Source organism: Peptoniphilus hominis (ex Hitch et al. 2025) (genome assembly GCF_040096015.1).
GTDB lineage: Bacteria > Bacillota > Clostridia > Tissierellales > Peptoniphilaceae > Peptoniphilus_A > Peptoniphilus_A hominis.
On record NZ_JBBMFO010000019.1, the window covers coordinates 25,007 to 38,539 of the forward strand.

Genomic DNA, 13,533 nt, shown 5'->3' on the forward strand with positions numbered 1-13,533 from the left:
ATAACAATTCGTTACATGATAAAATAGAGTAAAGGATGATGATTATGGATTACAATATATTAGTTTGCGACGACGAGAGAGATATCTTAGACGCAATAGAAATTTATTTAAAGGCAGAAGGCTACAGCGTTTTTACCGCAGAAGACGGCGCATCTGCTCTTGAAATATTAGAAAATAAGGAAATACATCTTGCAATCATAGACATTATGATGCCCGTAATGGATGGCATAACTCTAATTATGAAAATGCGCGAAGTTACAAATATTCCTATCATTGTGCTTTCTGCAAAGAGTGAAGTTACAGATAAGATTGTGGGCTTAAATGTGGGAGCAGATGATTACATAACAAAACCCTTTAATGCAGTGGAACTTACTGCAAGGGTAAACTCTCTTATAAGAAGGTATTTTTCCCTTGGGGCATCAGAAATTAAAAAGGGCGACATAAAAATTGGAAGAGTGAGTCTTTCTGATGAGTCAAAGGAAGTGAGAGTTGAGGGCGAAGTTGTAAGCCTTACTCCCTATGAATACAAAATTTTGTATCTTCTCTTAAAAAATCCTGGCAGAGTTTTTTCTTCCAATGAAATTTATGAAAGAGTTTGGGAAGACGAGGCAATTGATGTGAGAAAAATTATTTCTGTCCACATCTCTCACCTTCGCGACAAGGTGGAAATCAATCCAAGAAAACCTGATTTAATAAAATCTGTTTATGGAATGGGATATAAAATTGAGGCAAAGTAATGCTTTCTGATATAAAAGATTATTTTAAGGAAATTTTTGTAAATCTTTCAGATAAAATTTTTGTGGAAAATATTTTTGCCTCCTGCGTAATTATTTTCGAGCTCTTTAACATCAACAAACACTTTATCCTGGCTTGGATAGTTACTCTTCTTTTTGTCCTTATAAAAATCAAGAGAAGAAAATTATTGGACACAGTTTTTACCTACAACCTCTTTAAGTACAGACAGTTTAAAAATTTTAGGCTCTTTGGCACCTTAAATGTGACCCTATTTATTTTATACATCTTATTTTACAGCCTACTTACCAAGGGCATAGTCCTTTTAAATGTCCTCCTCTTTATGATACTTCGCGCAGTCTTTATTGTTGAAGTTCAGTTTGCACAAAACACCCTATCCATTGAGCTAGTGGAGTCCATACTCTATGGCTATGACTTTGTCATTCCAGAACCCTTTGAAAATGAGTACCTGGAAAAAATCACAGTCCTAATGGAAGACTTTAAAAAGCGTGACAGGAAGAGGCTGGAAGAAAACTTTAGGTCAGAGAAATTAAAGGTGGAGCTAATTACAAATATTTCCCACGACTTAAAGACGCCCCTCACTTCAATAATCAATTATGCCGACCTCTTGTCCAAGAAAGATGAATTAGACGATGAGGCAAAAAAATTTATAGGCATTTTAAAGAGAAATTCCACAAGGCTAAGAGACTTAATTGTGGACCTGGTTTTTGCATCAAAGACAAGCACCAGGGACATTGCTGTGGAGAGGTCCTTAGTTGAATTAAATGAAATGATTTTACAAATTTATGGCGACTATGATTCTCTCTTTAAGCAAAAGGACTTGGATTTTCTCTACAACTCAACTAGCGACGAAATTTTAATTTACACAGATGTAAATCTCTTTGTGAGAATCGTGGAAAATCTTCTTTCCAATGCGGCAAAACACTCAAGAGCTGGCACAAAGGTCCTTGCAGGTGTAATTGAAAGGGAGTCCAGCGTTGAATTTTATGTAAAAAATATTATGAATGAAAAATTAAATATGAATAGTGATGAACTTTTTGAAGAACTTTTAAAGGCAGACAGGTCCAGACACTCTGAAGGCTCAGGACTTGGACTTAACATTGTAAAAAATCTTTCAGAAATCCTGGGCGGCGATGTAAAAATTTCCATTCACGGTCAGTGGTTTGATGTCCATGTATTGCTTTCAAAGGATTCAGAGTGATTATATTTTATTGACAAGAAATAGAATTTGAAATAAAATAAAAAGAAACCACAGGTTTTTCATAATGGCAATTTTAATTAATTGCCATTTTTTTATTTTTCAAAAACTTTATGGGGGGAAACTTATGATCGAGGAATTCGGAATAAAAAGTTTTAATAAGAAAAAGATGAAAGAAGCACTTCCCTATCCAATTTATTTAAAGTGGAAGGATGCCCTAAGAAACGAAAAGGACTTGGACAGAGAGACTGCCGATGCCATTGCCCATGCCATGAAGGACTGGGCACTAAGTAATGGTGCAACTCACTTTGCTCACTGGTTCTTGCCCCTAAGCGGTCACACCGCAAAAAAACATGAAGCCTTTATTTCAAGGACTTCTGATGGTGAACCAATAAATAGATTTTCAGGCAAGGAACTTGTAAAGGGAGAGCCAGATGCCTCATCCTTTCCAAGTGGTGGCATGAGGTCTACCTTTGAGGCGAGAGGCTACACTTACTGGGACCTTACAGCAAATTCTTTTATCATTGGAAATGTCCTTTACATCCCCACTATTTTTATGTCCTACAAGGGTGAAAAGCTTGACAAGAGAGGACCCCTCATTGATTCTACAAAAATTTTAAGTGCTGAGGGCGTAAAAATTGTAAATTTATTTAAGAAAGACGAATATGCCTACAGGATGAGGGTCAAGGTTGGTCTTGAACAAGAATTTTTCTTAGTTGACAAGGAAATTTATAAGAAGAGAAGCGACCTCAAAAACATTGGCAGAACTATTGTGGGAGCTCCATCTCCCAAGGAACAAGAGTTGTCTGACCACTATTTTGGTCAAATTCCTGCAAGAGTTGAAAAATTTTATAAGGATGTTGACGAAAAACTTTACCAGCTTGGAATTTATTCTGAGGCAGAGCACAATGAAGTTGCCCCAAATCAATTTGAAATGGCAATTTTATTTGAAAATGTAAATGTGGCAATTGACGACAACCAACTTCTCATGAACATCTTAAAAGAAACTGCCCTAGAAAATGATTTGGTCTGTCTCTTCCACGAAAAGCCCTTTGCCAGTGTAAATGGTTCTGGCAAGCACAACAATTATTCCATTGTCACAAATTATGGACTAAATGTTTTCGATCCAGGCGAGGATCCCTACAACAACGACATATTTTTATTATTTGTGGCAGCACTAATTGAGGCGACAGACAAGTATCAAAGCCTCTTAAGAGTTAGCGCATCATCAACTTCAAATGACTTTAGACTTGGAGCAGACGAAGCGCCACCAGCGATAGTTTCATTATTTTTGGGTAGCGACTTAGAGGAACTCTTTAGAGATATAAAAGAAGAAGTAGAATATAAAAGGGAAGACGATAATACTTTTAGGGGCTACAATCTTTTAAGCGTGCCAAAGGATTCTAGCGACAGAAATAGAACTGCAGCCGTTGCCTTTACGGGAAATAAATTTGAATTTAGGATGCTTGGCTCATCAAAGACTGGCTCTGATTTAAATATTGCACTTAACTGCGCCATGACAGATTCTCTTTCAAAGATTTATGAAAGACTTGAGCCCTATAAGGATGACTACAAGAAACTAAGAAGGCTTGTCCTTGAAATAGTAAGGGAAATTATGATTTCTCACGACAGGGTAATTTGCGACGGAGATAATTATTCTCTTGAGTGGAGAGAAGAGGCAAAGAGAAGGGGACTTGCAAATCACAAAACTTATTTTGATGCCTTAGTTGCCTTAAAGGATTTTGATTTTAACGATATTTTCTTAAAGAGGGGAATTTATACTGAAAAGGAAATAAGGGCAAGCTATGAAGTAAACCTAGAAGAAGTTGTAATCTATCACACTTTAGAGGCAAAGATAATGATGTCCATGATTGAAAAGGACATAATCCCTATGGGTCTTGCCGAGCTAAGTGACTTGAGTCATGTTTTAAATTTTAAAAATAATGAATTGCTAAGGGCTAAGTATGATAAAATAGATAAGATGATTACAAAGTTAATGGAATGTGAAGGTGAAATTGAAGCCTTGCTTTTACATTCAAGCAAAATAGATGACATTTACAAAAAGGCAGAGTATGTTGAAAGAAATATTGCCACAAAACTTCGCGCCACAAGAGAAGTTGCCGATGACATGGAAAAATTAATTTCAAGAAAAAATATTACGCTGCCATCTTATGAAGATATTTTTAATTCACTAAGCTAGGAGGAAGTATGACTAAATTTATATTTGTTACAGGTGGAGTTGTTTCAGGAATTGGCAAGGGAATTTCTGCAGCAAGTATTGGAAGACTTTTAAAGGACAGAGGACTTTCAGTATTTATGCAAAAGTTTGACCCCTACCTAAATGTGGACCCAGGCACTATGAGTCCCTACCAACATGGAGAAGTTTTTGTAACTAAAGACGGAGCAGAAACTGACCTTGACCTTGGCCACTATGAAAGATTTATCGACGAAGAACTAACTAAGGACGCATCAATTACAACTGGTAAAGTTTATTCAACTGTAATTGCCAAGGAAAGACGTGGCGATTATGACGGAGCAACTGTGCAAGTAATTCCACACATCACTAACGAAATTAAAAATGCAGTTTATAAGGCTGCCAAGGAATCAAAGGCTGATGTTGTAATTACAGAAATTGGCGGAACAGTGGGAGACATTGAGTCCCTACCATTCTTAGAAGCAATTAGACAAATTCACTCAGAAAATAAGGAGTCAGATGTCTTATTTGTTCATACAGTCTTAGTGCCAAACATTCCAGGCTCCGACGAGCTAAAGACTAAGCCAACTCAACACTCCTTTAAGGAGCTTATGAGCAACGGAATTAAAACTGATGTAATTATAGTAAGGTCTAATGGAATTGTAACAAAAGATTTGAGAGAAAAAATTTCTCTATTCTGCGATGTGCCAGTGGAAGCAGTTATTCAATCAACTAATGTAGACTTAATTTATGAAGTGCCACTAGTTTTCCACGAACAACATTTAGACGATTACATCTTAAAGAAACTTGAACTTGAAGACATGCCAGCATCAAAGGGCAAGTGGAAAGAAATGGTTGAAAGATTTAAAGATGTCAAGGGCGAATTTACAATAGGTCTTGTGGGCAAATATGTAAGCCTTCACGATGCCTACCTATCTGTTACACAAGCACTTACTGATGCAGGTTGTGAAAATGGCTACAAGGTAAAGATTAAATGGATAGATTCTGAAGATATAGAAAAGGACGCTAGCATCTTAGAAGGGCTTGATGGAATAATTGTGCCAGGCGGCTTTGGCTCTCGTGGAACAGAAGGCATGATCATGGCTTCAAAGTACGCTCGCGAAAACAATGTGCCCTACTTTGGAATTTGCTATGGAATGCAAGTTGCCTTAATTGACATTGCCAGAAATAAACTTGGTTTAAAGGATGCCAACTCAACAGAAATAAATCCAGAGACAAATTATCCAATTATAGACCTTTTAGAAAATCAAAAGGATGTAAAAAATGTTGGCGGAACTCTTAGACTTGGAAATTATGACTGCACAATTGAAAAGGGAACTTTGACTTATGAGCTCTATGGCGAAGAAAAAATCAAGGAAAGACACAGACATAGATACGAATTTAACAACGACTATAGGGGAAAAATTAGATCAGCTGGCGTGACTTTTTCTGGCATCAACGAAGACAAGGACTTAGTTGAAATAATTGAAATGAAGGACAATGACTTCTTCCTTGCTTGTCAATTCCACCCAGAATTTAAGTCAAGACCAACAAAAGTTCATCCACTATTTAATGGCTTCATAAAGGCAGCAATAAAAAATAAAAACAAATAAAGATAAATAAAAAAATCTCATCCATAAATTTTGGGTGAGATTTTTTATTCTTAGCAGGAGGCTTTATTTTTTTAAACCTCACTTCACAAACAAATAAAAAAAGTCCTGAAATTTTTCAGAACTTTATAGGAACTTGTCTTTTAAATTGTCCCAATAGGAATTATTTGAGAAGACGAGTTTTTTTATGGTCTTATTTGATAGCCTAATGTTTACCCTGTGAAGGTTGTTGAAAAAATATTCGTTTCCGTCAACTAATAAAAGATTTGAATCCTTGTAGCGCTTTTCAACAACAAGAGAAATTGTGTGAGCCCCAGGAACGATTACTGATGAGCCAAGGGAGCGGTAGGCTGAAGAATTCACTGGAGAAATTGGAGTCATCTGTAGGACATGTAGGCTTGGAAAAACTATGGCGCCGCCAGATGAAAAGTTGTAGGCAGTGGAGCCTGATGGTGTTGCAACTAAGATGCCGTCGCCAGAAAATTTTTCCACATGGTTTCTGTCTATAAAGACATTCATGTGTATGGTCTTTGAGTGAGCTGCCTTTAAGACAACTTCGTTTACTGAGTAAAATTTATAGACCTTATTTTTAGTGTAGATGTCCGATCTTATTAGCTTTATATCATCTACAAGGTAATTGCCACTGTGGTAGTCTTTTACAAATTTTTCGATTTCGTCAGGCTTTATCTCTTGATAAAAGCCAAGGTGACCTGTATTTATTCCTACGAAGGGCATTTCTGGGAAGTCATTTTTGTGAATAGCCTTTATAAAGGAACCGTCGCCGCCAATGCAAATGGAAAGCTCGGCATTTTTTTTGAAGCCGTTAAAGGGCTCGTAGCCATATCTTGTTAAAACTTTATGCAATTCTGTGGCAGTTTTTTTTGATTCAAAATTTGCATTTGTAAGTATATTTATAATTTTTGACAAGCTTAAACCCCCTTGATTTTTTTCTCTAATATTTATATTATAAACGAATAAAGTCTCCTTGACTAGAGGTGTAAAATGTATAGATTAAATTCAAAAGACTTTTTAAATTTCAGAGCCACTGAAAAAATGAAGGTCAACGACTACTTAAAAGAGCGTGGTCTTTCTTCACGCCTAATAAGAAAATCTGTAAAAGATGGAAATATTTACTTAAATGGAAAGTTAATAAGAAAAAATAAAAAATTAAAGATAAATGACATAATTTCTCTAAAATTTGAAGACGAAGAGCCCAATGGCAAGGTCCAAAAAAGACCTCTTGATATCTTATATGAAGATGATGACCTCCTTGTAATAAATAAGGAGCCACTAATGGTTACTCACACGGCAAAGGACGACAGCCAGGGCACTCTTTTAAATTATATCTTGGGATATTTTGAGGAAAATAATATTAAGAGAAAGGTTAGGTTTATTAATAGACTTGACAGAGACACATCGGGCATAGTCCTTGCCTCAAAAAATTCCTTTGCTCAAGATAAAATTTCTAGTGAATTTAGAGATGCAGTTGAGAAAAAATATTTGGCAATTTGCCAGGGAATCTTTAGTGAGAAGGAAGGAATTATTGATGCGCCCATAGCCACAAGTGAAGATGGAATTAGGCGAGAGGTAAATTATGTAATTGGCAAAAAATCCATGACCTCCTATAAGGTCTTTAGTGAATATGACAATATGAGTCTAGTAATTTTAACTCTTCACACTGGAAGGACTCATCAAATTAGAGTTCACCTAAGTCACCTTGGTCACCCAATTATTGGCGACAGCCTCTACGGGGAAAAATCTGATTTAATAAATAGGCAAGCCCTTCACTCTTATTCCATAAAGTTAAAGCTTCCAAGAAGGGATAAGGAAATAGAAATTTTTGCAAATCTTCCTGAAGATTTTCATTTTTTTCCTTCGCTTTATTGAAAAAGTGATTTCATTGAGTTATAATTTAATTAGGTAAATTCTGCGATGTACGAAATAATCCTATTTAATTCAACCGACAAATAGAACACGGGAAACTGTGTATGAGTGAGATATGACAAGCCGCCTTTGAGCGGAAGTCAGAAGACGCTATCAAGTTTTTAACCCACCATGAAAATGGGCGGGGTGAATTATTTAGGTAACGGCATTGCGGTTTTTACTATTATTAGGTATATAAATTAGTTGATTATTTTTATATAAATAAGGGTAATAAATTAAGGAATCAAAAAGAACATTGAGAAAAAAGGAGAGTTATTATGGGACTATTTGATTATTTAGAAGAAAAACGAAACGAAGCAGCTAGAAGAAGAAGACTTAAAGAAATTTCTAAGATTTCAACAGGTATTGCACTTGGAGCTATTGGTGGAATTTTATTTGCACCACAAGAAGGCAAAAAAACTCGTGAAGACATTGCAAACAAGTCAAAGGAAGCTGCCAACCAAGCACTAAACGCAGCTAATGATGCTAAAGATACTATTCAATTTAAGGCATACCAAGCTGGCGAACAAGCTAAGAAAACTTACAATGATTTGAGAGACAAGGCCGCTATTAAAAAATATGAATTTGATGAAGATGTTGAAGTGGCTAAGGCAAAGGCTAAGGCAATTGGCGAAGTTGTTAAGGCTGGTGCTGAAGACATCAAAAAAGATGTAAAAAATACTACTGAAGAAGTTAAAGATACAGCAGAAGAAGTTAAGGGCGACTTAAAAGAAGGTGCAGAAGACATTAAGAGAGAAGCAAAAAAATCTTCTGAAAATGTAAAGGAAACTGTTGAAGATACAAAAGAAAAGGCAGAAAAAGAAGCTAGAAAATAAGATAGGGGGCATAAAATGTTAGATCAAGCATTTACAATTGGTGGCCTACTAAGTTTCTTATTGTATGTAGCTGGCATAGCTGCACTAGTTGCACTATTTTTAGCGCTGCTAAATGTTATGAAAATCTTGAAGAATGTCAATGAAATTATTGAAAGAAACCAAGGTGATATTGATCACACTATAAAGACTGTTCCTTCAATAATGGACAATGCAAAGGACATTTCTACAAATGTAAATTCAATTTCAACTGATGCGACAAAGCTAGTCAATGATGTAAAACCAGAAATTGAGAAAGTTGTTGCCACAGTTGGTTCAGTTTCAGATACTGTTAATGGAATTACAAGAAAGGTCGATGATACATCTTTAAGGGTATCAAACACAGTTATGAATGTTTCAGATGTTATTTCTGATACAGCTAAAACTATTTCGCTTAGTTCAAATAACGCCATCGACTATTTTTATATTTTAAGAGAAGTTGCAAAGACAGTTAAAGAAGTCTTTTTAAAATGATCTAGGGGACGGAGTTATTGCTTCGTCTTCTTTTATTTTCAAAATTAAGTCTTGACCAAGAGGAAACTTTGAGATTTAATTTACATAGTACGAGGAGTAGAATGAAGAGAGTTAAGATAATTGCAAACCCAAATTCGGGCAGAGGTGCAGCTCTTGGCAAAATTTTAGAATTAATTGAGCTTATGAGCCATGATAAATATGAAATTGAATTATTATTTACCCATGAGGAAGGCGACGGCAAAAATTTCGCTGCAAATTACACGGGAGAAGATTTTATAATATGTTCTGGTGGCGATGGCACAGTAAATGAAGTTGTAAATGGAATATATCTTTCAAAGAGAGATACTCCCCTTGCAATTCTTCAAAGTGGAACTGTAAACGACTTTGCCAATGCCCAGGGACTGCCAACTTCGCCCTTTAAGTTTTATCAAATGATAAAAAATTACCATATAAAGACCATTGATTTAGGTCTTGCTGGTGATAGGGCCTTTATAAATGTGGCTGCTGGCGGAATGTTAACTGAAATTGCCTACACTGTCTCTGCTGAAAGAAAGGCAAGTCTTGGCAACATGGCATACTATCTTGAAGGTGCCAGAGAACTTTTGGAAAAGGGAATTTTTAAATATCAAAGGTCCTTTAATTTAAAGGTAAAAAGCAAGGAGATAGACGAAAGCGTAGACGCACTTTTGTTTTTAATAACCAACTCAACTTCGGTTGGCGGTTTCAAAAAAATGTCGCCCTTTGCCGATGTATCTGATGGATATTTAGATGTTTTGATTTTTAAGAGAATAAAAATTTCTGATGTGCCTGAACTTTTTGCTTCGCTAATGGGAGGCAAGCACATAGATCACAACAAGGTAATTTACCTAAAGACAAAAAATATAAGTATAGAATCTGATGAAGAAGTGACAATAGATGTTGACGGAGAAAAGACTTCTACACTTCCTATGAATTTTAAAGTGTTGGAAAATAGGTTGAAAATAATAGTACCATAAGGAGGAAAGTATGGCATCTACAATTAAAGATGTAGCAAAAATGGCAGATGTGTCCATTTCTACAGTATCAAGGGTAATAAATGACTCAAAGCCCGTTAGCCCAGAGGCACGAAGAAGAGTTTTGCACGCCATAGATGTTTTGGACTACAAGCCAAATGAAGTGGCTAGAAGTTTAGTTACAAAAAAATCTAATTTAATAGGTGTAATTGTAGAAGACATAGGGTCTAACTTTATTTCACAAATCCTAAGGGGAGTGGAAGAAGTTGGAAGAATGTATAAATACGACATACTTTTGTCAAGCTCCTATGGCGATCAAGAATCTGAAATGAAGTTTGCAAACTTGTTGGCACAAAAACAAGTGGAAGGAATAATTGTAATTTCAAACTTGCACAATCCTAAACTTGAATACAAGTTGGAAGAAAGCAAAATTCCTTATGTCATCATAAGCAATTTCTACGACATAGAAAAATTCTCTGCCACAATTGATTATGAAAAGGCATCCTATGACATGGTAAATCTTTTAATTGCCAAGGGACACAAAAATATTGCCTCTCTAGGAATTAGAAAGGACTATGACAGAACCTTTGAAAAGAAAAAAATCGAAGGCTACAACAGAGCCATGGAAAAACATGGTCTAAAGAAGATAAATCTATTTGTTGAAGGTCTTGATGCAGGGGATGTAGAAAATGAAGGAGAAGAAATAATAAAGACACTTAAAAAAGAAAAAATTACAGCCTTCTTCACATCCTATGACACAATTGCAATTCACCTAATGAACTTGCTCTTAGACAACAACTACAAGACACCACAAGATATTTCTGTAACGGGCTTTGGCGGCTCTTACATTTCAGATATTTATAGGCCAAAGCTTACTACTGTTAAGATTCCTTATTATGACATTGGAGCAGTTTCCATTAGAAAGATTTTAAAGAAAATTGCCAAGGAAGATAGCGACTTTTCAGAAAATGTAGTGCTTCCATCAGAAATACTTGAAAGAGAAAGCGTAAAAAAAATAAATGACTAGAATTGCCATTGAAACTAATTGTGAAATTATAAAGAGAGGACTTCAGAATATATTAAAGGATTATGAAGTCCTTGATTTTTATGAATTGACAAGTGAAGACTTTGATCTCTTGATCTTTGAAGACAAAAGCTTAGAAAATAGAAGAGAAGAAAAAATAAGGATAGTTGAAGATAGGGACCTTCCCCTTAACATAGACTACTCCCTTTTAAGTCTTAAGTCATCAGAAGAAGAAATACTAGAAGCAGTGGATAAGACCTTAAGAGGGCATGTATATATAGAAGAAAGCTTAAAGGAAGCTAAGAGAAATAGGAACAAAAAATTCGACAAGATAAAGACACTTACAAGGAGAGAAAAGTACTTATTAGAAGAAATAATCGCAGGCAAAACCAATAAGGACATCTCAAAGGAAATTTACATCAGCGAGAAAACCATAAAAAATAATCTAACAGTGCTTTACAAAAAATTAGAAGTAAGTGGAAGAAGAGAAGTCATAAAAAACTACAGTGAAATTTAATAATTTTATCAAATATGTTAGTAATCCTAACATATTTTTAAATTAAGAATAGAGGAATAAATGGAAAAATATTTTTTCTTGTACTTAATGTACTTTTTTATCTATGCCTTTATAGGCTGGGTTGTAGAAGTGAGCTTTCACGCAGTAACAGTTGGAAAGTTTATAAATAGAGGATTTTTATCAGGACCCTATTGTCCCATTTATGGCTTTGGCGCCATATCAGTAATATATTTTCTCACAGACATAGCAGAAAAAAACAAATTTGTCTTATTTTTAGGCTCAATTGTCATTGCAACGGCAATAGAATTTGTGGCAGGCTTTCTTTTGGAGAAGATATTCCACGAAAGATGGTGGGATTATTCAGACAGGAAACTAAATGTTGGCGGTTATATATGTATTGAATTTTCAGTAATATGGGGATTATTTTGCTTTTTATTATATGAAGCAGTCCATCCACTTATAAGCGACCTAGTAAAACTCATACCAATTGCAGTCCTAAAAAATATGGATATAGGTCTAGCAATAATAATGGCAATTGACATGATAGCAACAGTTAATACTCTTATAGGTCTTAATAAAGAATTTAAGGCAATAGATAGAGTAAGCAAAGATATAAGGAAAGTATCAGATAAAATAGGTATAAAAGTCTACGACAGAACTATTCAAATAGAAAACAAACAGGAAGAATTAAAGAAGAAACCAGAATTTATAGAATTGGAAAACAGAATTAAAGAATTAAAAGAAAGAAAAGAAGGTCTAGAAGAGAAGAGAATATTAAAAGCCTTTCCTAATTTGACAAAAAACCTGGAAGATGCACAAGCTGAAATAGCAGAAATAAAAAAATTAATAAGAGATAACGAACACTTATAAATAATTAATGAGGAGCATCTATGAAACAATACGCAAGCAAAGAAGAACTGAAAGAAGAGATAATAAAATCCTATAAAAAGTATATCGAAGAATTTAATGATATTGATGAAAATTTGAAAGATAAAAAAATTGAAGAAGTAGATAGAACACCGGCAGAAAATCTTTCCTATCAAGTAGGATGGACAAGCCTTTTGTTAAAGTGGGAAGAAAATGAAAAAGCAGGCATTGAAGTAAAAACACCATCTGAAAAATTCAAATGGAATGAGTTGGGAAAATTATATGAATGGTTCAATGAAAGCTATTCAAATTTGTCATTAAAAGAATTAAAAAGTATATTAGCTGAAAATATAAATAAAATCCTAAAACTTATAGATGATATGACAGAAGAGGAATTATTTAAGCCGCACATGAGAAGGTGGGCTGATGATGCAACAAAAACAGCAGTCTGGGAAGTCTATAAATTTATACATGTAAATACAGTGGCACCCTTTAAAACATTTAGAACAAAAATTAGAAAGTGGAAGAAACTATCAGGAAATTTAAAATAAAAAAAGATTATAATAAAGCTATAAGTAGAAAGGACAGGCTGTAAAACTACAATTACAAGATAAACAATCATATATAAAAAAACTATTGACAGTAAAAAAATAAAATAGTAACATATAACAGTTGTCAAAAAAAGGCAGCTGTTATTTTTTAGAAAAAATAAAAAATTAAAAAAAACAGTTGACAAAACAACTTCTTGATGATAACATATAGAAGTTGTCAATTAAGACAGCAAGGCTTTTGTAAAGGTCGAGTAAAAAATAATTTAAAAAATTGTAAAAAAAGCTTGACAAAAAGAATTTGCAAGAGTACAATAAATAAGCTACTTCAAAAAGTAGCGATGAAACATGATAATTAAATAGTGTGAAGATAAAAAGATTCGTAATAGAATCACAGATTCGTAAAAGAATCACAGATTCGTAAAAGAATCACAGATTCGTAAAAGAATCACAAAGCAAACCAGAAATTCGTTTAGTTTTTTTTGAAAACTAATGAGTCATACAAATTTTTAATTGAGAGTTTGATCCTGGCTCAGGACGAACGCTGGCGGCGCGCTTAAC

Annotated in this window: 13 protein-coding genes and 1 other RNA gene; 13 read left to right on the forward strand and 1 reads right to left on the reverse strand. The window is 34.6% G+C overall.

The window, feature by feature from the left end; genetic code table 11:
• The first annotated feature begins 44 nt into the window (after positions 1–44).
• The 4 genes from WMO19_RS06600 (at position 45) to WMO19_RS06615 (ending at position 5,758) form a co-directional block, all read left to right on the forward strand.
• A complete protein-coding gene (locus WMO19_RS06600; RefSeq protein WP_332086666.1) occupies positions 45–737 on the forward strand; it encodes a response regulator transcription factor in 693 nt (230 codons plus the stop codon).
• Complete coding sequence (locus tag WMO19_RS06605; protein WP_349170884.1) at positions 737–1,954, forward strand: HAMP domain-containing sensor histidine kinase; 1,218 nt, start codon at positions 737–739, stop codon at positions 1,952–1,954. Before WMO19_RS06600 ends, WMO19_RS06605 begins: the two co-directional genes overlap by 1 nt.
• 124 nt (positions 1,955–2,078) lie before the next feature.
• Positions 2,079–4,151, forward strand: a complete 2,073-nt coding sequence (locus WMO19_RS06610; protein WP_349170886.1) for a glutamine synthetase III — start codon at positions 2,079–2,081, stop codon at positions 4,149–4,151.
• Positions 4,152–4,159: 8 nt separating this feature from the next.
• Positions 4,160–5,758, forward strand: a complete 1,599-nt coding sequence (locus tag WMO19_RS06615) for a CTP synthase (protein ID WP_349170887.1) — start codon at positions 4,160–4,162, stop codon at positions 5,756–5,758.
• Positions 5,759–5,881: 123 nt separating this feature from the next.
• On the opposite strand, the gene WMO19_RS06620 is transcribed toward WMO19_RS06615, so the two are convergent.
• Complete coding sequence (locus WMO19_RS06620; protein WP_349170889.1) at positions 5,882–6,682, reverse strand: NAD(+)/NADH kinase; 801 nt, start codon at positions 6,680–6,682, stop codon at positions 5,882–5,884.
• Between the two features lie 75 nt (positions 6,683–6,757).
• Between WMO19_RS06620 and WMO19_RS06625 the strand changes: the two genes are divergently transcribed.
• The 9 genes from WMO19_RS06625 to WMO19_RS06665 all read left to right on the forward strand — a co-directional run bounded on the left by WMO19_RS06625 (position 6,758) and on the right by WMO19_RS06665 (position 12,975).
• The gene (locus WMO19_RS06625; protein ID WP_349170891.1) at positions 6,758–7,642 is read left to right on the forward strand and encodes an RluA family pseudouridine synthase; all 885 of its coding nucleotides are present in this window, start codon (positions 6,758–6,760) and stop codon (positions 7,640–7,642) included.
• Positions 7,643–7,676: 34 nt separating this feature from the next.
• A non-coding RNA gene (gene ssrS, locus WMO19_RS06630) (6S RNA) lies at positions 7,677–7,860 on the forward strand.
• Positions 7,861–7,956: 96 nt separating this feature from the next.
• Positions 7,957–8,514 (forward strand): YtxH domain-containing protein, encoded by a 558-nt coding sequence (locus tag WMO19_RS06635; protein ID WP_349170892.1) that lies wholly within the window; start codon positions 7,957–7,959, stop codon positions 8,512–8,514.
• A 15-nt stretch (positions 8,515–8,529) separates the two neighbouring features.
• Complete coding sequence (locus WMO19_RS06640; RefSeq protein WP_019125391.1) at positions 8,530–9,024, forward strand: hypothetical protein; 495 nt, start codon at positions 8,530–8,532, stop codon at positions 9,022–9,024.
• Positions 9,025–9,125: 101 nt separating this feature from the next.
• Positions 9,126–10,019, forward strand: coding sequence for a diacylglycerol/lipid kinase family protein (locus tag WMO19_RS06645; protein WP_349170894.1), 894 nt, complete (start codon positions 9,126–9,128; stop codon positions 10,017–10,019).
• A 10-nt stretch (positions 10,020–10,029) separates the two neighbouring features.
• A complete protein-coding gene (locus WMO19_RS06650) occupies positions 10,030–11,043 on the forward strand; it encodes a LacI family DNA-binding transcriptional regulator (protein WP_349170896.1) in 1,014 nt (337 codons plus the stop codon).
• Positions 11,036–11,557 carry a LuxR C-terminal-related transcriptional regulator gene (locus WMO19_RS06655; RefSeq protein WP_349170898.1) on the forward strand — a complete coding sequence of 174 codons (522 nt, stop codon included), beginning with the start codon at positions 11,036–11,038 and terminating at the stop codon, positions 11,555–11,557. Before WMO19_RS06650 ends, WMO19_RS06655 begins: the two co-directional genes overlap by 8 nt.
• Before the next feature lie 60 nt (positions 11,558–11,617).
• Positions 11,618–12,427, forward strand: coding sequence for a putative ABC transporter permease (locus WMO19_RS06660; protein WP_349170899.1), 810 nt, complete (start codon positions 11,618–11,620; stop codon positions 12,425–12,427).
• A 20-nt stretch (positions 12,428–12,447) separates the two neighbouring features.
• Positions 12,448–12,975 (forward strand): ClbS/DfsB family four-helix bundle protein, encoded by a 528-nt coding sequence (locus WMO19_RS06665; protein ID WP_349170901.1) that lies wholly within the window; start codon positions 12,448–12,450, stop codon positions 12,973–12,975.
• The last annotated feature ends 558 nt before the right edge of the window (positions 12,976–13,533 follow it).

What these genes read in the sequence shown, in the direction of transcription:
- WMO19_RS06600 (WP_332086666.1), top strand. Translation starts at nt 45, where the DNA reads ATGGATTACAATATATTAGTTTGCGACGACGAGAGAGATATCTTAGAC.
- WMO19_RS06605 (WP_349170884.1), top strand. Translation starts at nt 737, where the DNA reads ATGCTTTCTGATATAAAAGATTATTTTAAGGAAATTTTTGTAAATCTT.
- WMO19_RS06610 (WP_349170886.1), top strand. Translation starts at nt 2,079, where the DNA reads ATGATCGAGGAATTCGGAATAAAAAGTTTTAATAAGAAAAAGATGAAA.
- WMO19_RS06615 (WP_349170887.1), top strand. Translation starts at nt 4,160, where the DNA reads ATGACTAAATTTATATTTGTTACAGGTGGAGTTGTTTCAGGAATTGGC.
- WMO19_RS06625 (WP_349170891.1), top strand. Translation starts at nt 6,758, where the DNA reads ATGTATAGATTAAATTCAAAAGACTTTTTAAATTTCAGAGCCACTGAA.
- WMO19_RS06635 (WP_349170892.1), top strand. Translation starts at nt 7,957, where the DNA reads ATGGGACTATTTGATTATTTAGAAGAAAAACGAAACGAAGCAGCTAGA.
- WMO19_RS06640 (WP_019125391.1), top strand. Translation starts at nt 8,530, where the DNA reads ATGTTAGATCAAGCATTTACAATTGGTGGCCTACTAAGTTTCTTATTG.
- WMO19_RS06645 (WP_349170894.1), top strand. Translation starts at nt 9,126, where the DNA reads ATGAAGAGAGTTAAGATAATTGCAAACCCAAATTCGGGCAGAGGTGCA.
- WMO19_RS06650 (WP_349170896.1), top strand. Translation starts at nt 10,030, where the DNA reads ATGGCATCTACAATTAAAGATGTAGCAAAAATGGCAGATGTGTCCATT.
- WMO19_RS06655 (WP_349170898.1), top strand. Translation starts at nt 11,036, where the DNA reads ATGACTAGAATTGCCATTGAAACTAATTGTGAAATTATAAAGAGAGGA.
- WMO19_RS06660 (WP_349170899.1), top strand. Translation starts at nt 11,618, where the DNA reads ATGGAAAAATATTTTTTCTTGTACTTAATGTACTTTTTTATCTATGCC.
- WMO19_RS06665 (WP_349170901.1), top strand. Translation starts at nt 12,448, where the DNA reads ATGAAACAATACGCAAGCAAAGAAGAACTGAAAGAAGAGATAATAAAA.